22 protein-coding genes and 1 riboswitch are annotated in these 24,376 nt (G+C 71.3%); of the genes, 17 read left to right on the top strand and 5 right to left on the bottom strand.

The window, feature by feature from the left end:
* The 4 genes from ACIRB1_RS18475 to ACIRB1_RS18460 all read left to right on the top strand — a co-directional run bounded on the left by ACIRB1_RS18475 (nt 1) and on the right by ACIRB1_RS18460 (nt 3,550).
* Nucleotides 1-525 (top strand): GNAT family N-acetyltransferase, encoded by a 525-nt coding sequence (locus tag ACIRB1_RS18475; protein WP_403466272.1) that lies wholly within the window; start codon nt 1-3, stop codon nt 523-525.
* A 15-nt stretch (nt 526-540) separates the two neighbouring features.
* Nucleotides 541-936 (top strand): hypothetical protein, encoded by a 396-nt coding sequence (locus ACIRB1_RS18470; protein WP_403466270.1) that lies wholly within the window; start codon nt 541-543, stop codon nt 934-936.
* A 675-nt stretch (nt 937-1,611) separates the two neighbouring features.
* Nucleotides 1,612-3,087 (top strand): amino acid permease, encoded by a 1,476-nt coding sequence (locus ACIRB1_RS18465; RefSeq protein ID WP_403466269.1) that lies wholly within the window; start codon nt 1,612-1,614, stop codon nt 3,085-3,087.
* 10 nt (nt 3,088-3,097) lie between these two features.
* The gene (locus ACIRB1_RS18460) at nt 3,098-3,550 is read left to right on the top strand and encodes an Lrp/AsnC family transcriptional regulator (protein WP_019059706.1); all 453 of its coding nucleotides are present in this window, start codon (nt 3,098-3,100) and stop codon (nt 3,548-3,550) included.
* Nucleotides 3,551-3,763: 213 nt separating this feature from the next.
* On the opposite strand, the gene ACIRB1_RS18455 is transcribed toward ACIRB1_RS18460, so the two are convergent.
* Entirely contained in the window at nt 3,764-4,504 is a 741-nt protein-coding gene (locus ACIRB1_RS18455; protein WP_352180453.1) for a GntR family transcriptional regulator, read from the bottom strand.
* A gap of 235 nt (nt 4,505-4,739) precedes the next feature.
* Here ACIRB1_RS18455 and ACIRB1_RS18450 point away from each other — a divergent pair, with 235 nt between their 5' ends.
* From ACIRB1_RS18450 to ACIRB1_RS18420, 7 genes are all read left to right on the top strand, one after another.
* Nucleotides 4,740-5,897: an extracellular solute-binding protein gene (locus tag ACIRB1_RS18450; RefSeq protein WP_352180454.1), complete on the top strand. Its 1,158-nt coding sequence runs from the start codon at nt 4,740-4,742 to the stop codon at nt 5,895-5,897.
* Nucleotides 5,894-6,793 (top strand): ABC transporter permease subunit, encoded by a 900-nt coding sequence (locus ACIRB1_RS18445; RefSeq protein WP_352180455.1) that lies wholly within the window; start codon nt 5,894-5,896, stop codon nt 6,791-6,793. Before ACIRB1_RS18450 ends, ACIRB1_RS18445 begins: the two co-directional genes overlap by 4 nt.
* On the top strand, nt 6,778-7,596 hold the full coding sequence (locus ACIRB1_RS18440) for an ABC transporter permease subunit (RefSeq protein WP_352180456.1): 819 nt from the start codon (nt 6,778-6,780) through the stop codon (nt 7,594-7,596). Before ACIRB1_RS18445 ends, ACIRB1_RS18440 begins: the two co-directional genes overlap by 16 nt.
* Nucleotides 7,597-7,599: 3 nt before the next feature.
* Complete coding sequence (locus ACIRB1_RS18435) at nt 7,600-8,679, top strand: ABC transporter ATP-binding protein (protein WP_403466268.1); 1,080 nt, start codon at nt 7,600-7,602, stop codon at nt 8,677-8,679.
* A gap of 32 nt (nt 8,680-8,711) precedes the next feature.
* On the top strand, nt 8,712-10,187 hold the full coding sequence (locus tag ACIRB1_RS18430; protein WP_403466267.1) for an HAD-IA family hydrolase: 1,476 nt from the start codon (nt 8,712-8,714) through the stop codon (nt 10,185-10,187).
* Nucleotides 10,188-10,444: 257 nt separating this feature from the next.
* Nucleotides 10,445-11,233, top strand: coding sequence for a carbon-nitrogen hydrolase family protein (locus tag ACIRB1_RS18425; RefSeq protein WP_403466266.1), 789 nt, complete (start codon nt 10,445-10,447; stop codon nt 11,231-11,233).
* Between the two features lie 52 nt (nt 11,234-11,285).
* On the top strand, nt 11,286-12,998 hold the full coding sequence (locus ACIRB1_RS18420; protein ID WP_352180460.1) for an NAD(P)/FAD-dependent oxidoreductase: 1,713 nt from the start codon (nt 11,286-11,288) through the stop codon (nt 12,996-12,998).
* A 36-nt stretch (nt 12,999-13,034) separates the two neighbouring features.
* On the opposite strand, the gene ACIRB1_RS18415 is transcribed toward ACIRB1_RS18420, so the two are convergent.
* The 3 genes from ACIRB1_RS18415 to ACIRB1_RS18405 form a co-directional block, all read right to left on the bottom strand.
* A complete protein-coding gene (locus ACIRB1_RS18415; RefSeq protein ID WP_403466265.1) occupies nt 13,035-13,964 on the bottom strand; it encodes an LLM class F420-dependent oxidoreductase in 930 nt (309 codons plus the stop codon).
* 88 nt (nt 13,965-14,052) lie between these two features.
* Nucleotides 14,053-14,739 (bottom strand): DUF5995 family protein, encoded by a 687-nt coding sequence (locus ACIRB1_RS18410; RefSeq protein ID WP_352180462.1) that lies wholly within the window; start codon nt 14,737-14,739, stop codon nt 14,053-14,055.
* 110 nt (nt 14,740-14,849) lie between these two features.
* Nucleotides 14,850-16,250 (bottom strand): uracil-xanthine permease family protein, encoded by a 1,401-nt coding sequence (locus tag ACIRB1_RS18405; protein ID WP_403466264.1) that lies wholly within the window; start codon nt 16,248-16,250, stop codon nt 14,850-14,852.
* A gap of 150 nt (nt 16,251-16,400) precedes the next feature.
* Here ACIRB1_RS18405 and ACIRB1_RS18400 point away from each other — a divergent pair, with 150 nt between their 5' ends.
* Nucleotides 16,401-17,666 carry an alginate lyase family protein gene (locus ACIRB1_RS18400; protein ID WP_403466263.1) on the top strand — a complete coding sequence of 422 codons (1,266 nt, stop codon included), beginning with the start codon at nt 16,401-16,403 and terminating at the stop codon, nt 17,664-17,666.
* 184 nt (nt 17,667-17,850) lie between these two features.
* Nucleotides 17,851-18,309 (top strand): thioesterase family protein, encoded by a 459-nt coding sequence (locus tag ACIRB1_RS18395; RefSeq protein WP_352180465.1) that lies wholly within the window; start codon nt 17,851-17,853, stop codon nt 18,307-18,309.
* On the opposite strand, the gene ACIRB1_RS18390 is transcribed toward ACIRB1_RS18395, so the two are convergent.
* A complete protein-coding gene (locus tag ACIRB1_RS18390; RefSeq protein ID WP_352180466.1) occupies nt 18,269-19,480 on the bottom strand; it encodes an MFS transporter in 1,212 nt (403 codons plus the stop codon). The two genes, ACIRB1_RS18395 and ACIRB1_RS18390, sit on opposite strands and share 41 nt — an antisense overlap.
* Nucleotides 19,481-19,622: 142 nt before the next feature.
* On the opposite strand from ACIRB1_RS18390, the gene ACIRB1_RS18385 reads away from it, so the two are divergent.
* The 4 genes from ACIRB1_RS18385 to ACIRB1_RS18370 all read left to right on the top strand — a co-directional run bounded on the left by ACIRB1_RS18385 (nt 19,623) and on the right by ACIRB1_RS18370 (nt 24,335).
* Nucleotides 19,623-20,804, top strand: a complete 1,182-nt coding sequence (locus ACIRB1_RS18385) for an ROK family transcriptional regulator (RefSeq protein ID WP_403466262.1) — start codon at nt 19,623-19,625, stop codon at nt 20,802-20,804.
* A 637-nt stretch (nt 20,805-21,441) separates the two neighbouring features.
* Nucleotides 21,442-21,572, top strand: a riboswitch (FMN riboswitch).
* Nucleotides 21,573-21,721: 149 nt separating this feature from the next.
* On the top strand, nt 21,722-22,324 hold the full coding sequence (locus ACIRB1_RS18380) for a riboflavin synthase (protein WP_352180468.1): 603 nt from the start codon (nt 21,722-21,724) through the stop codon (nt 22,322-22,324).
* The gene (locus ACIRB1_RS18375) at nt 22,321-22,965 is read left to right on the top strand and encodes a nicotinamide mononucleotide transporter family protein (protein WP_352180469.1); all 645 of its coding nucleotides are present in this window, start codon (nt 22,321-22,323) and stop codon (nt 22,963-22,965) included. Before ACIRB1_RS18380 ends, ACIRB1_RS18375 begins: the two co-directional genes overlap by 4 nt.
* Complete coding sequence (locus tag ACIRB1_RS18370) at nt 22,962-24,335, top strand: bifunctional 3,4-dihydroxy-2-butanone-4-phosphate synthase/GTP cyclohydrolase II (RefSeq protein ID WP_403466261.1); 1,374 nt, start codon at nt 22,962-22,964, stop codon at nt 24,333-24,335. Before ACIRB1_RS18375 ends, ACIRB1_RS18370 begins: the two co-directional genes overlap by 4 nt.
* Nucleotides 24,336-24,376 lie beyond the last annotated feature (41 nt).

The raw sequence follows: 24,376 nt of genomic DNA, 5'->3' as shown, positions 1-24,376 counted from the left end.
ATGGAGATCGCCGTGTGCCGGGCCGCCGACGTGGCGCTGCTCGACGAGTGGATCGGCTCGCCGGGGGCCGACTCGTCCCACGCTCGGCGGTTCGCGCGTCAGGAGGCGGGCGGCGGTACGTATCTCGTCGCCTGGCTGGACGGCCGGCCCGTGGGGCACGCGGAGGTGATCTGGGGCGGCTGCGCGAACCTGGAGGTCCGGGCCGCCCTGCCCGACTGCCCGGAACTGAACGGTCTCGGCGTGTGGCCCCCGGAGCTGCGCTCGCGCGGGATCGGCGGCGCGCTGATCCGCCGTGCCGAGGAACTGGCCCGGGAGCGCGGCCGTACGGCGCTCGGTCTGGGCGTCGCGGCCGACAACCCGCGGGCCGCCGACCTGTACGCGCGGCTCGGCTACCGGCCCCTGACGGACTACGTGGACCGCTGGTCGTACGTGGACCACGACGGGGTCACCCGCGAGTGCGTCGACCCCTGCACCTTCCTCACCAAGGAACTCCCGTCAGGCCCTCTTGACGTCAAGCCGTCCTGACGCGACGCTGCACCCATGACGACCCCGCAGAGCATCGAACCCGAGCACACCCTCCTCACCGCGGTCGCCCGCCTGGACGCCCTCCGCACCCGCGAGTCCCTCGCCGGCTTCGGCAGCGACGCCGAGGCCCTCGACCGCACCGAGACGCTCGAACTGCTCGCCCTGAGCGAGGTCGTCGCCCGCAAGGCCGCGTACGGCCGCCAGCTCACCGTCCGCGCGGCCCGCGAGGCCGGCGCCTCCTGGACCCAGATCGGCGCCGCCCTCGGCATGACCAAGCAGGCCGCCTGGGAGGCTCACACCCGCTGGATCGACGCCCAGGCAGAGGTCTTCGGCCAGCCCGGCCGCATCGGCTTCGACGAGGACGACCTGGCGGCAGCACGCGAGCTGGCGGGGGAGCCGGACGAGGCTTGACGGGCGGGCTGGGTGAGGGCTGGCGGGCGGGCTGGGCGAGGGCTGGTGGGGGAGCCGGGCGAGGCTTGACGGGCGGGCTGGACGAGGGCTGACGGGGGGCTGGGCGCGGGCTAACGGGGGGTGCGCCGCTCGACACCCCGCCGCCGAGCCGCTCAACACCTGCCCCGCGCCGCTCCACACACTGCCCCCCGCGCCGCTCGGCGTTTCGCTCCGTGCCGCTCGACAGCCTGCCCCCCCGCCGCCCGGCGTTTCGCTCCGCGCCCCTCGACACCCGACCCGCGCCGCCTGGCGTTTCGCCCGCGCCCTCGGCTCCGCCCCGCGCCGCCCGGAACTCACCCCGCACGCCGCGACACCCCGCCACCCACCACACGCACTCCGCACCACCCGCACTCCGCGCCGCCCGGCACCCACCCCCCCTCAGCCGCCCGGCACCCCCCTCCGCCCCCTCGGCCCCCACCTGCCTCCCCCCACCCCCACCACGCAACGAATCCGCACCCCCGCCCCACCAACGCAACGATCTTGCGGCGGCGCGCAAGGATGCCGCATTACGGTCGGGACGCGTGGCCTCGTAAGGTCGAGCGCTGTACCCAGCGCGCGGCAGGACCTCCGCTCGGCGGCCTCCTTTGTGCCGTCGGTCCCTGTCGCCGTGACCGGCAGCGACAAGGAGCCATCCGCGTGCTCGACCAAGGCGCACCCCCGCACGACCATCGTCACACCGCCGAGCCGTCCCCAGGGCTCGGCGCGCGTCTGATGCGCCGCAAGCCCGTGGAACGCCTGGTCGCCGAGGGCGGCCAGGGCGAGGGCGGCTCGCTCCGCCGCTCCCTCGGGCTCTGGCAGCTGACGATGATCAGCATCGGCGCCACCCTCGGCACCGGCATCTTCGTCGTCCTCGGCGAAGCAGTCCCCAAGGCCGGCCCCGCCGTCACCCTCTCCTTCGTGATCGCCGGCCTCACCGCCCTCTTCTCGGCCCTCTCGTACGCGGAACTCGCCGGCACCATCCCGGTCGCCGGTTCCTCGTACTCGTACGCCTACGCCACGCTCGGCGAGCTGATCGCCTGGGTCTGCGGCTGGTGTCTGATCCTGGAGTACGGCGTCTCGGTCGCCGCCGTCGCCGTCGGCTGGGGCGAGTACCTGAACGAACTCCTCGACGGGACGATCGGGGTCACCATCCCGAACGCGCTGTCCGCCCCGCCGGGCGACGGCGGCGTCTTCAACCTCCCGGCGCTGATCGTCGTACTCCTCGCCATGGCGTTCCTGCTCGGCGGCGCCAAGGAGTCCGCGCGCGCGAACACGGTCATGGTGTGTGTGAAGATCGCCGCGCTGGTGCTGTTCTGCGCGATCGGCATCCAGGGCTTCAAGTCCGGCAACTACGAGCACTTCATGCCGCTCGGCATGGCCGGTGTCAGCGCGGCCGGGGCGACGCTCTTCTTCTCGTACATCGGCTTCGACGCCGCCTCCACCGCCGGCGAGGAGGCGAAGAACGCGCAGCGCGACCTGCCCCGCGCGATCATGCTCTCCCTCGTCATCGTGACCGCGCTCTACGTCCTCGTCGCGGCCGTCGCCGTCGGCGCGAAGCCCTGGCGCCGCTTCAACGACTCGGAGGCCGCCCTCGCCCAGATCATGCGCGACGTCACCGGCCAGTCCTTCTGGGGCACCCTCCTCGCCGCCTGCGCGGTCATCGCCATCGCGAGCGTCGTCCTGACCGTGCTCTACGGCCAGACCCGCATCCTCTTCGCGATGTCCCGGGACGGCCTCGTGCCCAAGGTGTTCGGCAGGGTCCACCCGAAGACCGGGGCGCCCCGCGCCAACACCGTCATCGTGTCCCTGTTCTGCGGAGTCCTCGCCGCCGCCATCCCGCTCGGCCAGCTCGCGGACGCGACCAGCATCGGCACGCTCTTCGCCTTCGCGCTGGTCAACGTCGCCGTCGTGGTGCTGCGCCGGACCCGCCCCGACATGTCCCGCACCTTCCGCGTACCGCTGTCCCCGGTCCTGCCCGCCGTGGGCTTCGCGCTGTGCGTGTGGATGATGGGCAGCCTCTCGGCCGTCACCTGGGTGGTCTTCGGGGTCTGGATGGCCGTCGGGCTCGTGTTCTACTTCGTATACGGCCACCGCCGTTCCCGACTGGCAACACCCGCACCGCCCGAGAAGTGATCGATCCACCGTGCTGAACGAACTCGACGAACGCATCGTGCACGCCCTCGCCGAGGACGCCCGCCGCTCCTTCGCGGACATCGGGCAGCTCGTCGGCCTGTCCGCGCCCGCGGTGAAGCGGCGCGTGGACCGGCTGCGGGCCACCGGCGCCATCACCGGCTTCACCGTACGGGTGGACCCGTCGGCGCTCGGCTGGGAGACCGAGGGGTTCGTCGAGATCTACTGCCGCCACAACACCTCTCCGGACACCATCCGGCGCGGCCTGGAGCGCTACCAGGAGGTCGTCGCCGCGTCCACCGTCACCGGCGACGCGGACGCGGTCGTCCAGGTCTTCGCCGCCGACATGCGCCACTTCGAACGGGTCCTGGAGCGCATCGCGGGGGAGCCCTTCGTGGAGCGCACCAAGTCCGTGCTCGTCCTCTCCCCGCTGCTCCGCCGCTTCTCGTCCGGCTCGCCGACCTAGGGGCCTAAGGGCGACTGCCGGTGCGGGGCGGCCGGAGGAGCGGTGGGCGGGGATCGGAGCGGAGGCCGCGCGGCTCGTTCAGGCGGGTGGCGCGGTGGCCGGGTGGTCGGGGGCCAGGTGGTCGGGTGCTCGCGGCGTTCGGCGGACACCCTGCCGTGATGGCCGGTCCGGCGGGCGACTAGTTCCGCATGGCGGCCAGTCGACCCCGCGCACTCACTCCGCCGTCTTCCGCGCCAGCGCGTTGTTCCCTATCGAGTTGTGCACACTGAAGCTCACCGCGTCCGACCGATAACGGTCGTCGGACCACTCGACAGGACGCCCCTCGCGGGTGGTCGTCACCCGGCGGACCCGGAGCAGCGGACTCGTGCGGCGGATGCCCAGCAGCTCCGCGTCCTGCGCCCCGGCCGCGACCGCGTCGATGACATGCTCGCCGTAGGCGAAGACCAACCCCGTGTCGTCGTACAGGCGTTGGGTCACCGACGGGCACTCCGGCTCGATCGCCTCGACGGCGGGGGAGATCCAGTCGGCGTACACCGTCCGCTCCAGGAGGACCGGCTCGCCGTCCAGGCCGCGCACCCGCAGGACGTGCAACACCGGCGTGCCCGCCGCGAGTTGGAGGCGTACGGCGTCCTCGGCGGTGGCCGGCCGGTACTCCTGCGCGACCACGTGCCCGGTCGCCTCGCGCTCCATCGCGCGGGCCCACTCGGCGAAGCTGCGGAGTTCCGCGAAGCTCTGGCTGCGCCGGCTGGCCAGCACCACCCGGCGGGCGCCCTGCCGGGAGCCGATCAGCCCCTCGGCGGTGAGGGTCGCGACGGCCTGGCGCACCGTGCCGCGCGAGACGCCGTACTGCGCGGCGAGGTCCGTCTCCGCGGGCAGCAGGCTGCCGACTGTGTACTCCTCGCGGTCGATGGCCTTCCGCAGCTCGTCGGCGATCTCCTCGTGTCGCGCCGTCATGCTTCCCCTCTGAGTCGGCAGCTGTGCACAGCGTGAGCAGCGTAGTCCAGTTCCCCCGGTGATTCGTGTCAGCCAGGAGTGTGCAGGGAATGAGGGGTCACGGTTTCGCCAATGTTTACGAACAAGACACCATCACCGGGCGTACTGAGGCCAACTTGTTCAGACAAGTTCTGCCGACAAGTTCCCCGCTTTTCTCCGTTCTGCTCAAACCCTCGTGCGCACCCCTGGAGAGACCGTGACCGTGTCCCCGCCGAGAAACGCCGTCCTGGGTGGTTCCCTCGCCGTCGTCGCCGCGCTGGCCCTCAGCGCCTGCGGCGCCGCTCCCGACAACGCGTCGTCGACCGCCGACGGCAAGAACGCCGCCACCGCCGCCTCCGCCGCGGACTTCGGTGGCATGGACGCCCTGGTGAAGGCGGCCAAGAAGGAGGGCACGCTGCACGCCATCGCGCTGCCCCGCGACTGGGCCAACTACGGTGCCCTCATCGACGGTTTCACGAAGAAGTACGGCATCAAGATCACGGATGAGAACCCGGACGGTTCCAGCCAGGACGAGATCAACGCCGTCACCTCCCGCAAGGGCCAGGACCGTGCGCCCGACGTCCTCGACCTCGGCTCCTCCTTCGCGCTGAGCGCCGCCCAGCAGGGCCTGCTCGCGCCGTACAAGGTCGCCTCGTTCGACCAGATCCCCGAGGGCCAGAAGGACCCGAAGGGCCAGTGGTTCAACGACTACGGCGGCTACATCTCCATCGGCTGCGACGCCAAGCGCGTGAAGGCCTGTCCGACCACCTTCGCGGACCTGCTGAAGCCGCAGTACAAGGGCCAGGTCGCCCTCAACGGCAACCCCACCAAGTCGGGTTCGGCCTTCGGCGGCGTGTACGCGGCGGCACTCGCCAACAAGGGTTCCTTCGACGACATCCAGCCCGGCCTGGACTTCTTCGCCAAGCTGAAGAAGAACGGCAACTACACGCCCGTCGAGTCGACCCCGGCCACCGTGGAGAAGGGCGAGACGCCCATCTCCATCGACTGGGACTACCTCAACGCCGGTTACGCCGACGAGTTCAAGTCCAAGGGCGTCGACTGGAAGGTCTCCATCCCCAGCGACGGCCAGTACGCGCAGTACTACTCGCAGGCCATCAACAAGGACGCCCCGCACCCGGCGGCCGCCCGCCTGTGGCAGGAGTACCTGTACAGCGCCGAGGGCCAGAACCTGTGGCTCAAGGGCTACGCCCGTCCGGCGCTGATGAGCTCCATGGAGTCGGCTGGCACGCTCGACAAGACCGCCGCCGCCAAGCTCCCCAAGGTCACCGGCACGCCGTCCTTCCCGACCGAGGCCCAGCAGGGCAAGGCCAAGACGGTCATCGCGCAGGGCTGGGCGAAGGCCGTCTCCGGATGACGGCCACGCTCACGCGGGCCGACGTGGGCGCCGCCGCTTCCGTGAAGCGGCGGCGTCGCGTTCCCGGCTGGATCGCCGTGGTCCCGCTGCTCGTGTTCGTCGCGGTCGCCTTCGGGGTGCCCGCCGTCGCGATGCTGAACGGCGCCTTCACCGTCAAGAACCAGGCGACGGGCGCCACTTCGTACAGCACCGCCAACCTCACGGAGTCCCTGAAGGGCGCCTACCTCACCGCGCTGGTCGGCAGCGTCAAGCTGTCCGCGCTCTCGGCCGCCCTCGGCACCCTGCTCGGGCTGCCGCTCGCGCAGGTCGTCGTCACCTCCCGCTTCCGCGCGCTGCGCGAGGCCGTGCTCACCGCCTCCGGCGTCCTCGCCAACTTCGGCGGGGTGCCGCTGGCCTTCGCGTTCGTCGCCACGCTCGGCAACGCCGGTGTGCTGACGACCCACTTGGGCCTCAAGGACAAGGGCTGGGACCTCTACAGCTTCTCCGGTCTGGTCCTCGTCTACCTCTACTTCCTCATCCCGCTGATGGTCCTCACCATCACCCCCGCCCTGGAGGGCCTGCGCACCCAGTGGCGCGAGGCCGCGCAGAACAACGGCGCCACCGGCGTGCAGTACTGGCGGCACGTCGCCCTGCCGGTGCTGCTGCCCTCGCTGCTCGGCGGGTTCGTCCTCCTCTTCGGCAGCGCCTTCGCCGCCTACGCCACCGCCGCGGCCATGGTGGGCAGTTCGATCCCGCTGGTCACCCTCCAGATCGCCGACGCCATCTCCGGCAATGTGCTGGTCGGTCAGGAGAACGTGGCCCTCGCCCTCAGCCTCGACATGGTCCTGGTCGCGGGCGTGGTCATGGCCGTGTACCTGCCCCTGCAACGACGGAGCGCGCGATGGCTGGACGCCTGAACCTCTGGCGGTGGGTCGTCCTCGGCCTCGCCGCCCTGTACTTCCTGGTCCCGCTCGCCGCGTCCGTGGTCTTCACCGTCGACGTGCCCGGCGAGGGCGTCACCTTCGACGCCTACACCCAGATCGTCTCCACCGCCGGCTTCACCTCCAGCCTGGTCCTCTCGCTGGAACTCGCCGCCGCCACCATCGCCGTCGTGCTGCTCCTGATGGTCCCGGCCATGGTCGCGCTACGGCTCGGAGCGCCCCGGCTGCGCCCGGTCGTCGAGGTGATCTGCTCGCTGCCGCTGGTGGTGCCGCCGATCGCGTTCGTCGCCGGGATCGCCACCGTCCTCAAGTGGGGCCCCGACTACCTCTCGCGCACCCCGCTGTTCGAGACCTTCGTCGCCATCCAGAACCCGGACTTCCCGTTCGTCCTCGTCCTCGCCTACGTCGTGATGGCGCTGCCGTTCGTGTACCGGGCGCTGGACTCGGGGCTGCGCGCCATCGACGTGAAGACCCTCGTCGAGGCCGCCCGCAGCTGCGGCGCGAACTGGCCGCAGGCCCTCGTGCGGACCGTACTGCCCAATCTGCGGGGCGCGTTGCTCAACGCCTCCTTCCTCACGCTGGCCTTGGTCCTGGGTGAGTTCACCGTGGCCCAGCTCCTGGGCTTCCAGCCCTTCGCCGTGTGGATCTACAGCGTCGGCGGGTCCAACGCCCAGCTCTCCGTCGCCGTCTCCGTGCTCAGCCTGGTCGTCACCTGGGCACTCCTCCTCACGCTCGCCGGTGTCGGCGGGCGCGACAAAACCGCTTCGTCCCGGGGATGAACCATGACCGCCACCACGCTTGAGAAGACCACCACGGACCAGGCCGCCACCGTCGAATTCCGGGGCCTGCGCCGGGAGTTCGGCGCCACGGTCGCCCTCGACGGACTCGACCTGACCGTCCGCCCCGGCGAGTTCCTGGCCCTGCTCGGCCCCTCCGGCTGCGGCAAGACCACCGCCCTGCGCATGCTCGCCGGCTTCGAACACCCCACCTCCGGCGAGGTGCTGGTCGACGGCAAGGACGTCACCGACGTGCCCGCGCACCGCCGCGACGCCGGGATGGTCTTCCAGTCGTACAGCCTCTTCCCGCATCTCAACGCGCTCGACAACGTCGCCTTCGGCCTGCGCATGCGCAAGGTCCGTACGGCCGAACGGCGTTCCCGTGCGGCCGAGTTGCTCGACCTCGTCGGGCTCGGCGACAAGGGCGAGCGCTTCCCGCACCAGCTCTCCGGCGGCCAGCAGCAGCGCGTCGCCCTGGCCCGCGCGCTCGCCCTGCGCCCGCGCGTGCTGCTCCTGGACGAGCCGCTGTCGGCGCTCGACGCCAAGGTGCGGCTGTCCCTGCGCGAGGAGATCCGCCGCCTCCAGCAGGAACTCGGCATCACCACCCTCTTCGTGACGCACGATCAGGAGGAAGCCCTCTCCATGGCCGACCGGGTCGCCGTCATGCGCGCCGGACGGCTCGAACAGTGCGCCGCCCCGGCCGAGTTGTACGGCCGGCCCGCGACCCCGTTCGTCGCCGAGTTCGTCGGCACGATGAGCCGCATCCCGGGCCGGCTCACCGACGGCACGGTCGAGGTCCTCGGCCAGCGGCTGCCGGTCGACGGCGAGGCACCGGCGGGACCCGAGGTGGACGTGCTCGTACGCCCCGAGGCGATCGACGTCCGCGCGGACGAGACCGGCGGCGCGCGTGTCGTCGCAACCGCCTTCCTGGGCGCGGTCGTTCGCGTCACCGTACGGCTCGGCGACGACACCGAGGTCAAGGCCGACCTGCCCACGCACGAGGCGACCGCCCTGGGCGCCGGAGTCGCCGTACGCGTGTCGCTGCCCAAGCGACCGGTCCTCGTGGCGGACCGCATCAACCCGTAGGGCTTCAAGCGCCCGTAGTGAAAGAGAGAAACGTGACCCCCCACACCCAACTCCCGCTCCAGGCCGTTCTGTTCGACATGGACGGCACGCTCGTCGACACCGAGCGGCTGTGGTGGGAGGCGGTGGAGCAGGTCGCGGGCAGGACCCTGACGGACACGGACCAGCCGGAGGTGCTCGGCCGTCCGGTCGAGCACACCGCCGACTGGCTCGCCCGGGCCACGGGCGCCCCGGCGGCGGACCTCGCGACCGCGCTGCACCGGGAGTTCGCCGCCCGTGTCCGCACCGGCATCGTGCCCCGCCCCGGCGCGCTCGACCTGCTCGACGCCCTCGCCCGTGACGGCGTCCCCACGGCGCTCGTCACCGCCTCCCCCCGCGCGGTCGCCGACACCGTCCTCGACGCCCTCGGCGCCGGCCGCTTCGCGGTCTCCGTCACCGCCGACGACACCGGGCCCACCAAGCCCGCACCCGACCCCTACCTCGCCGCCTGCCGCGCCCTCGGCGTCGACCCGGCGGCCTGTGTGGCCGTGGAGGACACCCAGACCGGCGTCAGCTCCGCCGAGGCGGCCGGCTGCGCGGTCCTCGCGGTGCCGTCGCTCGCCCCGATAGACGCGGCGCCCGGCCGGACCGTACGCGACAGTCTCGTCGGGGTCACCCCGGCCGCCCTGCGCGCGCTGGTGACGCCCCAACCGCCGTACGAGCTAAGCGTGTTGAGCTGGAATCTCTGGCTCGGCGGCAGCAAGGTCGACGACCACCGCACCAAGCAGCTGAAGGCCATCGCGGAGACCGGCGCGGACGTGGTCGGCCTCCAGGAGACCGGCGGCACGGCGGCGGAGGAACTCGCCGAGGCGCTCGGCTGGCACCACCACCGGGCGGGCGAGAATCTCGGCGTCATCAGCCGCCACCCGATCACGGCCCGCTTCGGTGACCCGGACGTCGGCTTCTACGGCGCGGCCGGGGTGCGGATCGCCGTGGGGGAGGGCCGGGAGGTCGACGTGTGGACCTGCCACCTCGACTACACGCCCTACGGCCCCTACGAGTCCGCGTTCGACGGGCTTCCGGCCGAGGATCTGATCGCCCACGAGGGCGTTCGGCTCGCCCAGATGCGGGATGCCCTCCGGCGGATCGCGGAGGTGGGCGACGACTCGGTGCCTGTCGTGCTGGTCGGGGACTTCAACTGCCCCTCGCATCTCGACTGGCCGGATGTGGAGTGGCCGGTGACCAAGGCGGCGGCGGACGCGGGGCTGCGGGACTCGTACCGGGAGGCGCATCCGGACCCGGTCGCATCGCCGGGGCACACCTGGTCGCCGATCCACCCTGTGCACGAGGACGGCAGTGGGCGCGCCGAGCCGCAGGACCGTATCGACTACGTCCTGTATCGGGGGCTGACCGTGCGGGAGTCCCGTACGGTCGTGGTCGGTACGCCCAACCCGTGGCCGGATGTGTCCGGCAATTGCTGGCCGTCCGACCACGCGGCCGTCCTCACGGTGTTCGCGGTGCCCGAGCGTTAGGCGGGCCGCGGAAGGGTCGTGCGTCGGCCGCGGGTCCGTTGTGGTCGGGCGCGCAGTTCCCCGCGCCCCTTTGGGGCGCTGTGGGCGGCCATGCTCACCGGGCGCGAAACGAATCGCCGCCCCACCCCACCCGCACGCAACAAACAGCTCACCGGCGCGCAACGGCTCCTTCTTGTCCGGCCCAGCCCCCGGCCGTACCGTCTAGGTGGGCCCCGAAAGGTGGCTCTTCAGCCTTTTCGTACCGGTGAGGGACATACATGCGCACCGCCCTGCTCCAGAGCTCCGGCCGCCCCGGCTCCGTCGTCGAGAACCTCAAGGTCCTCGACGAGGCGGCGGGCCGGGCCGGGGCCGACGGTGCCGGGCTGCTCGCCGCGCCGGAGATGTTCCTCACCGGATACGCGATCGGCGACGACATCGACCGGCTCGCCGAGCCCGCCGACGGCGACTCCGCCGACACCGTCGCCGAGATCGCCGGCCGCCACGGACTCGCGATCGCCTACGGCTACCCCGAGCGCGACGGCGCGTCCGTGTACAACTCGGCCCAGCTCATCTCCGCCGACGGCACCCGCCTCGCCAACTACCGCAAGACCCACCTCTTCGGCGACTTCGAGCGCGCCCACTTCACCCCGGGCGAACAGCCGGTCGTCCAGGCCGAGTTGGAAGGCCTGACCGTCGGCCTGATGATCTGCTACGACGTCGAGTTCCCGGAGCCGGTCCGCGCCCACGCAATCGCAGGCACCGACCTGCTCCTCGTCCCGACGGCGAACATGCACCCGTTCGAGTTCGTCGCCGAGTCCCTGGTCCCGGTGCGGGCCTGGGAGAACCAGATGTACGTGGCGTACGTCAACCGCAGCGGCCAGGAAGGGGAGTTCGAGTTCTTCGGCCTCTCCACGCTCGCCGGACCCGACGGAGTCGCCCGCACCCGCGCGGGCCGCGGCGAGGAACTCCTCCTCGCCGACCTGGACCCCGGGTTCCTGGCCGACTCCCGTGCGCTGAACCCGTATCTGACGGACCGTCGCCCCGGCCTCTACGGGTCCCTGTCCTGAATCCCCCCGCCTTCCCTGTAGTTGTTCCAGTTCCGCTAGGAGTCCGTACCCCATGACGTCCACGGTGCCCAACGCCGTCCAGCACGCCGACGAGCGACAGCCGCCGATCACCATGTTCGGGCCGGACTTCCCGTACGCGTACGACGACTTCCTCGCCCACCCGGCGGGCCTCGGCCAGATACCCGCGACCGAGCACGGCACCGAAGTCGCGGTGATCGGCGGCGGGTTGTCCGGCATCGTGGCCGCCTACGAGCTGATGAAGATGGGCCTCAAGCCCGTCGTCTACGAGGCCGACCGGATCGGCGGCCGACTGCGGACCGTCGGCTTCGACGGATGCGACCCCTCGCTCACCGCCGAGATGGGCGCGATGCGCTTCCCGCCCTCCTCGACCGCCCTCCAGCACTACATCGACCTGGTCGGACTCGAGACCCGGCCGTTCCCCAACCCCCTTGCGGAGGCGACCCCTTCGACCGTCGTCGACCTCAAGGGCGAATCCCACTACGCGACCACCGTCGACGACCTTCCGCAGGTCTACCGCGATGTGATGCACGCGTGGAACGCCTGCCTCGAAGAGGGCGCCGACTTCTCCGACATGAACCGCGCCATGCGCGAACGCGACGTCCCGCGCATCCGCGAGATCTGGTCGAAGCTCGTCGAGAAACTCGACAACCAGACCTTCTACGGCTTCCTCTGCGACTCCGAGTCCTTCAAGTCCTTCCGGCACCGCGAGATCTTCGGCCAGGTCGGCTTCGGCACCGGCGGCTGGGACACCGACTTCCCGAACTCCATCCTGGAGATCCTGCGCGTCGTCTACACCGAGGCCGACGACCACCACCGCGGCATCGTCGGCGGCTCCCAGCAACTCCCGCTGCGCCTCTGGGACCGCGAGCCGCAGAAGATCGTCCACTGGCCCTACGGCACCTCGCTCGCCTCCCTGCACGTCAACGGCGAACCCCGCCCGGCCGTGACCCGGCTGCACCGCACCGCGGGCAACGGCATCACGGTGACGGACGCGAACGGCGACATCCGCACCTACCGGGCGGCGATCTTCACCGCCCAGTCCTGGATGCTGCTCTCGAAGATCGCCTGTGACGACTCGCTCTTCCCGATCGACCACTGGACCGCGATCGAGCGCACCCACTACATGGAGTCCAGCAAGCTCTTCGTCCCGGTCGACCGGCCGTTCTGGCTGGACGAGGCCGTCGACGACAAGGGGAATCCGACCGGCCGGGACGTCATGTCGATGACCCTCACCGACCGTATGACGCGCGGGACCTACCTCCTCGACGACGGCCCGGACAAGCCCGCCGTCATCTGCCTCTCGTACACGTGGTGCGACGACAGCCTCAAGTGGCTGCCGCTGTCGGCCAACGAGCGGATGGAGGTCATGCTGAAGTCGCTCGGCGAGATCTACCCGAAGGTCGACATCAGGAAGCACATCATCGGCAGCCCGGTGACCGTGTCCTGGGAGAACGAGCCTTATTTCATGGGCGCGTTCAAGGCCAACCTGCCCGGCCACTACCGCTACCAGCGGCGCCTGTTCACCCACTTCATGCAGGACCGGCTGCCCGCGGACAAGCGGGGCGTCTTCCTCGCGGGCGACGACATCTCCTGGACGGCCGGCTGGGCCGAGGGTGCCGTCCAGACCGCGCTGAACGCGGTCTGGGGCGTCATGCACCAGTTGGGCGGCGCGACCGACCCGACGAACCCCGGCCCCGGGGACGTCTACGACGAGATCGCGCCGGTCGAACTCCCCGAGGACTGAGGGAAGTCCGGCCGGCTGGAGGGGTGCGGCCGGAGGTCAGACGCCGGCCGCGCGTGCCGCCGTGTACAGCTCGGCGGCCAGGTCCTTGAGCTCCTCGGCGTCCCGCGGGGCGGCGTTGAAGTCGACGAAGTACTCGTCGAGACCGACCTCGGCATGTGCCACGAGGTCGGCCACGATCTGGTCCATATTGCCGTGGAACGGCGGCCGGTCCGCGCCCTCGAAGGCCTTGGCCGTGTACCGCAGGTTGATCCGGGCCGCCGACTGGAGGGGCTCGGTACGGCCGCGCTCGGCGGCCAGCTCCTGCAACGTCCGCCATTCGGTGGCCAGTTGCTCGGCGCCCATCGCCACCGGCTGCCAGCCGTCGGCGCGGTCGACGAGACGGGTCAGCGCCTTCTTGCTGAGCGCGGGCAGCAGCACGGGGATCGGCCGGGCGGGCTTCGGACCGACCACCGAGGAGTTGATGGTCGTCAGCGTGCCCTCGTAGGCCACCGGGTCGGGCCCCCACACCGCGCGGCACACGTCCAGCACCTCGTCGAGCGATTTGCCGCGGTCCTTGAACGGGGCTATCCCGGCCGCCGCGTACTCGTCGAGGGACCAGCCGGTGCCGAGGCCGGCCACCACCCGGCCGCCGCTCGCCGCGTCCAACGTGCCGAGCGTCCGCGCCAGTTGGAACGGGCCGTGCAGCGGGGCCACCAGCACGCTGGTGCCGAGCCGGGCCCGCCGGGTGGCCGGGACGGCCAGCGTCAGCGTCACCAGGGGTTCGGCGACCGAGCGGTAGGAGTCGGGCCACGGGACGCCCTCCATGCCGTAGAGCCCCTGGGTCGCGGGCTCGGGGTAGAGGGCGCGTTCGAAGACCCACAGGCTTTCGTAGCCGATCTCCTCGGCCGCGCGGGCCACGTCGGGAACGTCCTTGCCGATGTCGTACTGATGCGTCTGAGGAAGACTGAGACCCAACCTGGTGGTCATGCTCGTGCTCCTTCGCAACAGGCATTTGAACCGTCAACGTAACGCTCCCGACGGCGTCCGGCGGGTCCCGCTCCCCGGTGTGGCCGGATCAGTCCGGCAGTGGCGTGAGCAGCATGCGTCCCGCGAGTCCCACCGCCGCGTCCAGCCGTTCGGTGAACTCCTCGGCGACCTCGGGCAGTCCACGTAGAGCCCACAGGGCCCGCGCCGCCGTCCAGGTCGCCTCCCGGGCGCGCTCCAGGCTCCATGAGCCGAGCAGATGCGTGAGCGGATCGGCGATCTGGAACAGATCGGGCCCGGGCATCAGCTCCTCGCGGATGCGCTCCTCCAGCGACACGAGGAGATCGCCCACGCGGTCGAACTCGTCCTCCAGTTCGGCCGGTTCACAGTCCAGCGTGCGACAGGCGTCCACGACGGCGAGCGCGAGATCGTGACCGATGTGCGCGTTGATACCCGACAGCGCGAACTGAAGCGGCCGTACGCCCGGATGGCGGCGGAGCTGGAACAGCGGGCGCCAACAGGCGGGCGTACGGCGCCCGTTGGCCGCCGCGTCCACGGCCGCGAGGTACCGCTCCGCGAACCGTACGTCCAGCGCGACCGCGGCCCGCGCGTCGGCGAACCGCCCGGCATCGACGCTCCGGTCGACCGCCTCCGTGACGGCGAGATAGACACGGTTGAACACCGCGACCCCGTCCCGCGCGGGCAGTTCCCCGTCGAGCGCGCGCAGCCGGGAGAGGACGATGTCCACGGGTGTGGTGATGTGTGCCAATTGCCCCATGAGGGCAGCGTCCCAGCCCCGGGCCGGCCCAGGTACCGCCGGGCCCGACACTTCCCCAGAACGGGGGAACGGGTCCGGGGCGAGGCCGGTCCCTCCGCGGTGTCGTACGCCTACGACTCGGCGCGCCGGCCCGGGCCGTCGGGGGAGTCGTACGACGACGTCCCCTCGTCCAACAGGGGTTGCTCCGCCTTGAGATGGGCGGGCGCGAGGTAGCGCAGGGCGTGGTAGCCGGTGATGACGACGAGCGTGCCGAGCGCGATGCCGCTGAGGGTGAAGTTGTCGCTGAACTTGATCGAGACACCGCCGACTCCGATGATGATCCCCGCCGCGGCCGGTACCAGGTTCAGCGGATTGCGCAGGTCCACGCCGGAGTTGAGCCAGATCTGCGCGCCGAGCAGGCCGATCATGCCGTAGAGGATGACGGTGATCCCGCCGAGGACGCCGCCCGGGATCGCGGCCACGATCGCGCCGAACTTGGGGCAGAGGCCGAAGAGGAGGGCGAAGCAGGCGGCGGCCCAGTAGGCGGCGGTGGAGTAGACGCGGGTCGCGGCCATCACGCCGATGTTCTCCGAGTAGGTGGTGTTGGGCGGGCCGCCGACGGCGGTCGACAGCATCGAGGCGACGCCGTCCGCCGAGATCGCGGTGCCGAGCTTGTCGTCGAGCGGGTCGCCGGTCATCTCGCCGACCGCCTTGACGTGTCCGGCGTTCTCGGCGACCAGCGCGATCACGACCGGCAGCGCGACCAGGATCGCCGACCACTGGAACGTCGGCCCGTGGAAGGACGGCAGCCCGACCCAGTCGGCCTTGCCGACACCGGAGAGGTCCAGGCGCCAGTGGTCGGTGACCTCGCCGCTCGCGCTCATCGAGTGGATGCGGCCGAAGATCCGGTCGAAGGCCCAGGAGATGCCGTAGCCGAAGACGAGGCCCAGGAAGATCGCGACGCGGGACCAGAAACCACGCAGACAGACGACGGCCAGACCGGTGAACGCCATGACCAGCAGGGCCGTCCACTGGTCCTGCGGCCAGTACGTGGCGGCGGTGACCGGGGCGAGGTTGAAGCCGATCAGCATCACCACCGCGCCGGTGACGATCGGCGGCATCGCGGCGTGGATGATCCGCGCCCCGAACCGCTGCACGGCGACCCCGACCAGGAACAGCACGACGCCGACGACGAACACCGCCCCGGTGACCGTCGCGCTGGTCCCGCCCTGCGCCCGGATCACCGCGGCCACGCCCACGAAGGAGAGCGAGCAGCCGAGGTAGCTGGGCACCCGGCCCCTGGTCGCGAGCAGGAAGATCACGGTCGCGACGCCGGACATCATGATCGCGAGGTTGGGGTCGAGGCCCATGAGCACCGGGGCCACGAAGGACGCGCCGAACATCGCCACCACGTGCTGGGCGCCGAGCCCGATCGTGCGCGGCCAGGACAGCCGTTCGTCGGGGCGGACGACCGCTCCGGGCGCGGGCGTCCGCCCGTCACCGTGCAGCTTCCAGCGCACGCCGAGGTCCATGGTGGGGTTCGCTTTCTCTGTAGCGGAATTCGCTAGCTGAATTCTGTCTATCTGAAGACGGTCCGGACCATTGTCACGGGTACCTCGGGGTTCTACGCTCGCACGGTTCCACTCATGAACTGCGTTCATATATCTGATCGGAGTTGATCGGTGAGTAGAAGACCCCGCCTGAGTGTTCTGCTGGTGGCCGCGGCAACGCTGACAGCCCTGTTCGCCCCCTCCGCCTCCGCGCACACGGAGCCGGCCGCCCCCAGGACCGCCGTCCTCGACGGCACCCGCCTTCAGCAGACCAAACTCCGCCTTGACCGCGGGGACCCCCAACTCCGCCGCGCGCTCAAGCAGTTGACGGCCCGCGCCGACAACTGGCTTGGCCAGGGCCCCTGGACGGTCGTCGACAAGCCGAAACCCGCCCCCGGAGGGGACGTTCACGAGTATCTGAGCCAGGCCCCGTACTGGTGGCCCACGACCACCCCGACCGCCGACAACCCCTGGGGCTGCCCGTACGTCCAGCGTGACGGACAGCGCAACCCCGAGGTCGACACCGGGACCGACCGCCAGGACGTGGAGAAGGTCTTCGACTCGACGTACGACCTCGCGCTCGCCTGGTACTACACCGGTGACCAGCGCTACGCCCACAAGGCCGACCAGGTCCTGCGCACCTGGTTCCTCGACCCGGCCACGAAGATGAACCCCGACCTGGACCACGCCCAGTTCATCCCCTGCAAGTACGACGGCCGCGCCATCGGCATCATCGACTTCTCCCAGTCGTACACCAGCGTCGTCGACGCCCTCGCGATCCTCGGCACCGGCGCCCCCGGCTGGACGCGCAACGACCGTACGGGGATGGCCCGTTGGAACGCCGATTTCCTCGGCTGGCTCAAGAACAGCGCCTTCGGCAAGGAGGAGGGCGCCGCCGCCAACAACCACGGCACCTTCTACGACATGGAGCTGGCCGCCCTCGCCTACGCGACCGGCGACACGGCGCTGGCCCGGCGGACCGTACTGGACGCGCGGGCCAAGCGCATCGACCCGCAGATCGCGGGCGACGGCAGCCAGCCGCAGGAGCTCGCCCGGACCCGGAGCTGGCACTACTCGACCTTCGACCTGGTCGCGTACACCCGGCTCGCCGCCATCGGCCGGCATGTCGGCGTGAACCTGTGGACCTATCAAGGCCCGGACGGACAGGGCCTGTTGAAGGCGGTCGACTATCTGCTGCCCGCCGCGACCGGGGCCGCCGCGTGGCCGCACCCGGAGCTGGAGTTCCACCGGTACGCGGCGAGCGACGTCGTCCACGCGGCGGCCGACGCGGGCGACGCCCGGGCGAAGGCGGCCGTACCGAAGCTGGAGGCGCCGCCCGGGGGTGACCTGTGGGCGCTGCGCCCGGCGGCCGAGCAGCTGGACTCGATCGCCGGCTGACCCGCCGCCGCAGGCCCACTCCGAAGATCCACCCCGAAGATCCACCGCGCGTAGGCCCGTCGATCCACCGCGCGTAGGCCCGTCCGACCAGGGCCTTCCCGACAGGGGCTCCTGAGCGGTCGCTTAGAATGGGGCGGTCCCCACAGTCTCCACCGCCCCACCAGCACCGCTCGGGAGTCCCGCCGTGACCGTCGAAAGCCCGCCCGCCACCGCCGTGTCCCACGGCAGGCTCGTCCCGGTCACCGTCCACTTCGACGACCTCGACGCACTCGGCATGCTGCACAACGCCCGCTACCCGCTCCTCGTCGAGCGCGCCTGGACCGAGCTGTGGCAGGAGCACGGGGTCCGCTTCGACGGCGACTGGGCGGCCGCCGGCGACGCCTGCAACGTGGTGAAGGAACTGCTGATCAGCTACGAGGCGCCGGTCACCAGACCGGGCCCGTACGCCGTGCACCTCTGGCTGGACCGGCTCGGCACCACCGGGCTGACGTACGGCTTCCGGTTCTGCTCGGCGGACGGGACGACGACGTATGCCACCGGGACCCGGGTGCTGGTCCGGCTGGACGCGGGCACGCTGCGTCCCGCGCCCTGGAGCGAGGCGTTCAGGACCGTGGGCCGGACACTGCTGCGCTCGGCGGACTGATCTTCGGGCGGTCCCGGTCCCCGGCGCGCAGCACGCCCGCGAAGACCGCGAGGCCGCCCGCCAACACCGTGACCAGGCAGAACGACACGACCAGGCTCGTGGCCTGCGCCACCCCGCCGATCAGACTGGGCGCGACCAGCCCCGAGGTGTAGGTGATCGTCGCGACGCCCGCGATGGCCTGGCTCGGGTTGGGGCCGCTGCGCCCCGCCGCCGCGAAGCAGAGCGGGACGACCACGGCGATGCCGAGGCCGAGCAGCGCGAAGCCGCCCATGGCCAGCGCCGGGCTGTCCGCGAGGACGATCAGCAGCCCGCCGCCCACGGCCAGCAACCCGCTCGCACGGACCGTACGCACCGAGCCGAAGCGGTTCACCACCGCGTCGCCCACCAGCCGGGCCACCGCCATCGTCAGCATGAAACCCGTCGTCGAGGCCGCCGCGAGACCGGCCGACGTGCCCAGCTGGTCCTGGAGGAACACCGCCGACCAGTCCAGGCTCGCCCCCTCCGCGAACACCGCGCAGAAGCCCACCGCGCCGATGAGCAGCGCGGACTTCGGCGGCAGCGTGAACCGGGGCGGGGCCTCCTCGGCGACGCCCGGGGGGATGTCCAGCACCCAGTGGCAGGCGCCCACACCGAGCGCGGTGAGGATCAGGGCCGCGATGAGGTGGTGCACGCGCGCGTCCGAGCCGAGATGCGCGGCGAGCGTGCCGCCCGCCGAACCGATCAGGGCACCCGCGCTCCACATGCCGTGCAGGCTCGACATGATCGACTTGTCGAGGAGGCGCTCGACCTCGACGCCGAGCGCGTTCATGGCGACATCGGCCATGCCCGCGCTCGCGCCGTACGTGAACATCGCCAGGCACAGGGTCACCAGGTTCGGCGCGAGCGACGGCAGCACCAGGGACATGGTCCACAGGGCGATCAGCCCGCGCAGCGCCGCGCGGCTGCCGAAGCGGTGGGTGATCCAGCCGGCCAGCGGCATCGCGCAGGACGCGCCGAACGCCCCGAAGGCGAGGGCGAATCCGAGCCAGCCCGCGGCGACCTGCGCGTGGTCCTGGATCCACGGCACCCGGGTCGCGAACGAGCCGGTGACCGCGCCGTGCACGGCGAAGACGGCCGCGACGGCGTACCGGGCACGCTTCGCCCCGTGTCGGTCGTAGACCACTTCGCTCATCGTCCGGCCCCTCCAGCTGGTCGTGTCCCGCTCGACTGTTCTGATCCCCACTCGCGCCGCGTAAACTATCAGGAAGCCTGCCTGATAGATAGAGAGTTACCGGACGCCCGTCGCACCGCCTCGATCTGGGAGGATTCCCGGCATGCCCGCATCCCCGAGCACCGCCCGGGCCATCAACGACCGGCTCGCCCTGCGGCTGCTCCAGCAGGAAGGCCCGCTGACGGCGGCGCAGTTGAAGCAGCTGACCGGACTGTCCCGGCCCACCGTCGCCGACCTCGTCGAACGCCTCACCGCCTCCGGACTGATCGAGATGGCCGGCGAGTCCGGCGAGCAACGGCGCGGTCCGAACGCCCGGTTGTACGGCATCGTCGCCGACCGCGCGTACCTCGCCGCGCTCGATGTCCGCCTCGAAGGCGTCTCGGTGCTCGTCTCCGACCTGGTCGGGCGGGTGCTCGCGGAGGCGTCCGTACCGATCGACGGCACGTCGGGCACGGGCCCCGCTGTCGAGCAGGCCGTGGCACTGGTGGGGCGCGCCGCGAAGGAGGCGGGCGCGGAACACCTCCACACGGTGGGCGTCGGCGCCCCCGGCCTCATCGACCCGGCCACGGGCGAACTCCGCGACACCACCGGCCTGCCCGCCTGGCACCGCCGCCTGGTCGCCGCCCTCCACGAGCGCCTGCCCGGCACCCGCATCGTCGTCGAGAACGAGACCAACCTCGCGGCCCTCGCCGAACAGCGCGACGGCGCGGCCCACGACCGCGGCACGTTCGTGCTGCTCTGGCTGGGGATGGGCATCGGCGCGGCGGTGGTCCTGGACGGGGCGTTGCGCCGGGGCGCGTCGGGCGGTGCGGGGGAGATCGGCTTCCTTCCGGTGCCGGGGACGCGGGGGCTCCCTTCGGCGACGGACTGCGAGGGCGGTTTCCACTCGCTGGCGGGGGCGGCGGCCGTACTCGAACTCGCGCGGGAGTGCGGGGTGTTGGGCTCGGCCGGGGAGTCTGCCGGGGCGGCCGGGGTGGTTCGGTGGGCTGTGGGAGAGGTGGGTGGGGGCGCCGGCTCCGCCGCCCGCTTCCTCGACGCCCTGGCCGACCGGCTCGCCCTCGGTGTCGCCTCCGTCGTCGCGCTGCTGGACCCCGGGTGCGTGGTGCTGGGCGGCGAGGTCGGCCAGGCCGGGGGCGACGACCTCGCCGGACGCGTGGCCGAACGGATCACCCGCATGTCCCCGCTGCCCGCGGAGGTCCGCCCGAGCGTCCTGGGCGGCGCCGCCGTCCTGCGCGGCGCCCTGCTGACCGCCCAGGACGGCGCCCAGGACGAGTTGTTCGGCTAGCCCGTCAACGCCCGCGCCCGACACGCCTGTTGCCGGTCACCCGCGTCTGGCCGTACAGGACGGCTTTCAGAGGCGATTGCCCGCCGACTCATCAACTTCCGCGCCCGCTCCGCCCTTTGCCGGTCACCCCGAATCCGACCCTCAAGGTCCGCACCCCGCCCGCGACTTGACCTTTTTAGGTCCGATTAGGCCCGCAACGTCCCATCCCGGCCAGGTGCCCCCACCCAGGGGCGCGGGGAACTGCGCGACCAGCCACGAACTCACCCGCACTCGGCATACTCGCTCACCACCCAGTCCGCGAAGCCGAGCATGCGCCAGGCCAGGCCAGGCTTGGTCGAGCGGCCGCGCACGGTGGCAGAGAACGCGTCGGTGAACGTCATGGGCTCAGCCCGACGGAGCCGCCCCAGAGCCGCCGGACGGCACGCGCGCTGAGTGGCCCGGCGGTGGGCAAGGGCCGTCGTCACCACCGCCGGACCGGTCCAGGGGTGTCCCCTCGGAGATCCGAAAAGGACTAGACCATATGATCCAGCAGGTGGGGGCCGGTTGAGAAGTCCAGCGACACTGTCTGTGAGCCAGCCCACACCCTTCACCTGTATGGACCCTTGCCCGGCGTGGCACACTGGCCGTGTACCAGAAGCAGCGCACTCCGGGGTCGGTGAAAGTCCGAACCGGCGGTTACAGTCCGCGACCCGTCCGCTTCCAGCGGCCGGTTGACCAGGTGAAATTCCTGGACCGACGGTTAAAGTCCGGATGGGAGGCAGTGCGCGGCGGGCGGGCATTCGTGCGCGCCGTCGTATCGGCTCGTCCTGTGTGGACGGGGTCTGTCCGGCGTCGTTCCCGGTGTTCTCGTCCGTTTCATTCTGTCGTCCTCGACAGGCCCCGGAGTCCGTGCCCCATGAGGCAGGAGGACCCGGGAAGTGTTCACCGGAATCGTCGAAGAGCTGGGTGAGGTCACCGCCGTCGAGAAACTCGACGACGCCTCCCGCTTTCGTCTGCGCGGCCCCATCGTCACCGAGGGCGCGAAGCACGGCGACTCCATCGCCGTGAACGGCGTCTGTCTCACCGTCGTGGAGTTCGAGGGTGACGAGTTCACCGCCGACGTCATGGCCGAGACCCTGAACCGCTCCAGCCTCGGCGTCCTCGCCGTCGGCTCCCGCGTCAACCTCGAACGCCCCATGGCCCTCGGCGCCCGCCTCGGCGGTCACATCGTGCAGGGGCACGTCGACGGCACCGGCGAGATCATCGAGCGCAAGCCGTCCGAGAACTGGGAGATCGTCAAGATCTCGCTCCCGGCCGACCTCACGCGCTACGTCGTCGAGAAGGGCTCCATCACCGTCGACGGCATCAGCCTCACCGTCGTCGACGCGGGCCCGGACTACTTCACCGTCAGCCTCATCCCCACCACCCTCGGCCTGACCACGCTGGGCCACAAGCAGCCCGGCGACCCAGTCAACCTCGAGGTCGACGTCATCGCCAAGTATGTGGAGCGGCTGATGGGTTCACGCGAGGTGACCCCGTGAACTGGCTCAACTCCGAGGCCTTCGTCCTGTTCGGCCAGCACATCAAGTGGTCGGACATGATCGGCAACGTCATCGGTCTGATAGGCCTCGCCTTCGGCTGGCGGCGGTCCATATGGAGCTGGCCCACCCAGTTCCTCTCCGGCCTGATCCTCTTCGCCGCGTTCGCCACCGCGCACCTCTCCGGCAGCGCGGGCAAGCAGATCGTCGTCATGGTCGTCGCGGGCTACGGCTGGTGGCAGTGGAACCGCGGCAAGGGCGGCTCCGCCGACGGCCACATCACCCCCCGCTTCGCCACCTGGCGCGAGCGCGCGATCCTGGCCGGCTCCGCCGCCGTCGGGACCGTGGCCGTGGCCGCCCTCTTCAAGGCGTACCCGTCCCTCTCCTGGGACCCGTGGCCCGACGCCTACATCTTCGTCGGCACCGTCGTCGCGATGTACGCCCAGGCCCGCGGCATGGTCGAGTTCTGGTTCGCCTGGCTCCTCGTCGACCTCGTCGGCGTCCCCCTCAACTTCGCCAACGGCTTCGCGTTCTCCGGCTTCGTCTACGTCATCTACGGCGCACTCGTCCTGTGGGGCATGCGCGACTGGTGGCTGCGCTCCCGCAAGGCCCCGCAGCCCGTCCTGGAAGGAGCGCCGGCATGACAGCCCGCCCGACACCCACCACCGCCCCGAACGAGACTCCCCCAGAGCCGAAAGCCTGGGGGGACCCCCATCGCGTCACCCCTTCCGTCCCGCCGATCCTGTACAGCACCGACGGTTTCGAGGACTTCTCGCTCGACCCGGTCGAGCAGGCCATCGCCGACATCGCGGCGGGCCGCCCCGTCGTGGTCGTGGACGACGAGGACCGCGAGAACGAGGGCGACCTCGTCATCGCCGCCGAGAAGGCCACCCCCGAGATCGTCGCGTTCATGATGAGCGAGTGCCGGGGCCTGATCTGCGCGCCCATGGAGGGCGACGAGCTGGACCGGCTCCGGCTCCCGCAGATGGTCGAGGACAACACCGAGTCCATGAAAACCGCGTTCACAGTCTCCGTGGACGCCTCGCCTGTTCACGGTGTGACCACCGGTATCTCGGCCGCCGACCGCGCGACCACGCTTCAGCTCCTCGCGAGCGGCAGCGCCCAGGCCGACGACCTCGTCCGCCCCGGCCACATCTTCCCGCTGCGCGCCCGCACCGGCGGCGTGCTGGTCCGCAACGGCCACACCGAGGCCGCCGTGGACCTCGCCCGCCTCGCGGGCCTGCGGCCGGCCGGCGCGATCGTCGAGATCGCGGGCGAGGACGGCCGTATGCTCCGCCTCCCCGAACTGATCCCCTTCGCCCGCAAGCACGGCCTGACGATCATCTCCATCGAGGACCTGATCGCCTACCGGCAGACCGCCGAACCCACCGTGCGCCGCGAGGCCGAGGTCCAACTCCCCACCCGTCACGGCGAGTTCACCGCCTACGGCTACCGCTCCACCGTCGACGGCGTCGAGCACGTCGCCCTCGTCCACGGCGAGATCGGCGACGGCGAGGACGTCCTGGTCCGCATGCACTCCGAGTGCCTCACCGGTGACGTCTTCCACTCCCTGCGCTGCGACTGCGGCCCCCAGCTGGAGGCCTCCCTGGAGCGCATCCAGGAGGAGGGCAGGGGAGTGGTGGTCTACCTCCGCGGCCACGAGGGACGCGGCATCGGCCTCCTCTCCAAGCTCCGCGCCTACGAGCTCCAGGAGCGCGGCCGGGACACCCTCGACGCCAACCTGGAACTCGGCCTGCCCGCCGACGCCCGTGACTACGGCGCCGGCGCGCAGATCCTGGAGGACCTCGGGGTGCGCAGCCTGCGCCTGATGACCAACAACCCCGACAAGACCGACGCGCTCGTCCGGCACGGCCTCAAGGTCACCGGCCGGGAGCCGATGCCCGTCACCGCGGGCGAGCACAACCTCCGCTACCTGCGCACCAAGCGGGACCGGATGGGGCACGACCTCCCCTGGCTGGACGCGGCCCCCGTGTCCACCTGCGGCAACCAGTAATCGCGCGATCGCACTTCTGCGCGGCAACGCACTTCTAGGAG

The sequence above is a fragment of the Streptomyces sp. NPDC096013 genome (assembly GCF_044763565.1).
Lineage (GTDB): Bacteria > Actinomycetota > Actinomycetes > Streptomycetales > Streptomycetaceae > Streptomyces.
This window is presented reverse-complemented; position numbering and strand designations above follow the sequence as displayed.

Coding starts and splice junctions, on each gene's coding strand:
- ACIRB1_RS18475 (WP_403466272.1), top strand. CDS start 1: ATGGAGATCGCCGTGTGCCGGGCCGCCGACGTGGCGCTGCTCGACGAG.
- ACIRB1_RS18470 (WP_403466270.1), top strand. CDS start 541: ATGACGACCCCGCAGAGCATCGAACCCGAGCACACCCTCCTCACCGCG.
- ACIRB1_RS18455 (WP_352180453.1), bottom strand. CDS start 4,504: ATGACGGCGCGACACGAGGAGATCGCCGACGAGCTGCGGAAGGCCATC.
- ACIRB1_RS18445 (WP_352180455.1), top strand. CDS start 5,894: ATGACGGCCACGCTCACGCGGGCCGACGTGGGCGCCGCCGCTTCCGTG.
- ACIRB1_RS18440 (WP_352180456.1), top strand. CDS start 6,778: ATGGCTGGACGCCTGAACCTCTGGCGGTGGGTCGTCCTCGGCCTCGCC.
- ACIRB1_RS18435 (WP_403466268.1), top strand. CDS start 7,600: ATGACCGCCACCACGCTTGAGAAGACCACCACGGACCAGGCCGCCACC.
- ACIRB1_RS18425 (WP_403466266.1), top strand. CDS start 10,445: ATGCGCACCGCCCTGCTCCAGAGCTCCGGCCGCCCCGGCTCCGTCGTC.
- ACIRB1_RS18420 (WP_352180460.1), top strand. CDS start 11,286: ATGACGTCCACGGTGCCCAACGCCGTCCAGCACGCCGACGAGCGACAG.
- ACIRB1_RS18415 (WP_403466265.1), bottom strand. CDS start 13,964: ATGACCACCAGGTTGGGTCTCAGTCTTCCTCAGACGCATCAGTACGAC.
- ACIRB1_RS18410 (WP_352180462.1), bottom strand. CDS start 14,739: ATGGGGCAATTGGCACACATCACCACACCCGTGGACATCGTCCTCTCC.
- ACIRB1_RS18405 (WP_403466264.1), bottom strand. CDS start 16,250: ATGGACCTCGGCGTGCGCTGGAAGCTGCACGGTGACGGGCGGACGCCC.
- ACIRB1_RS18390 (WP_352180466.1), bottom strand. CDS start 19,480: ATGAGCGAAGTGGTCTACGACCGACACGGGGCGAAGCGTGCCCGGTAC.
- ACIRB1_RS18385 (WP_403466262.1), top strand. CDS start 19,623: ATGCCCGCATCCCCGAGCACCGCCCGGGCCATCAACGACCGGCTCGCC.
- ACIRB1_RS18370 (WP_403466261.1), top strand. CDS start 22,962: ATGACAGCCCGCCCGACACCCACCACCGCCCCGAACGAGACTCCCCCA.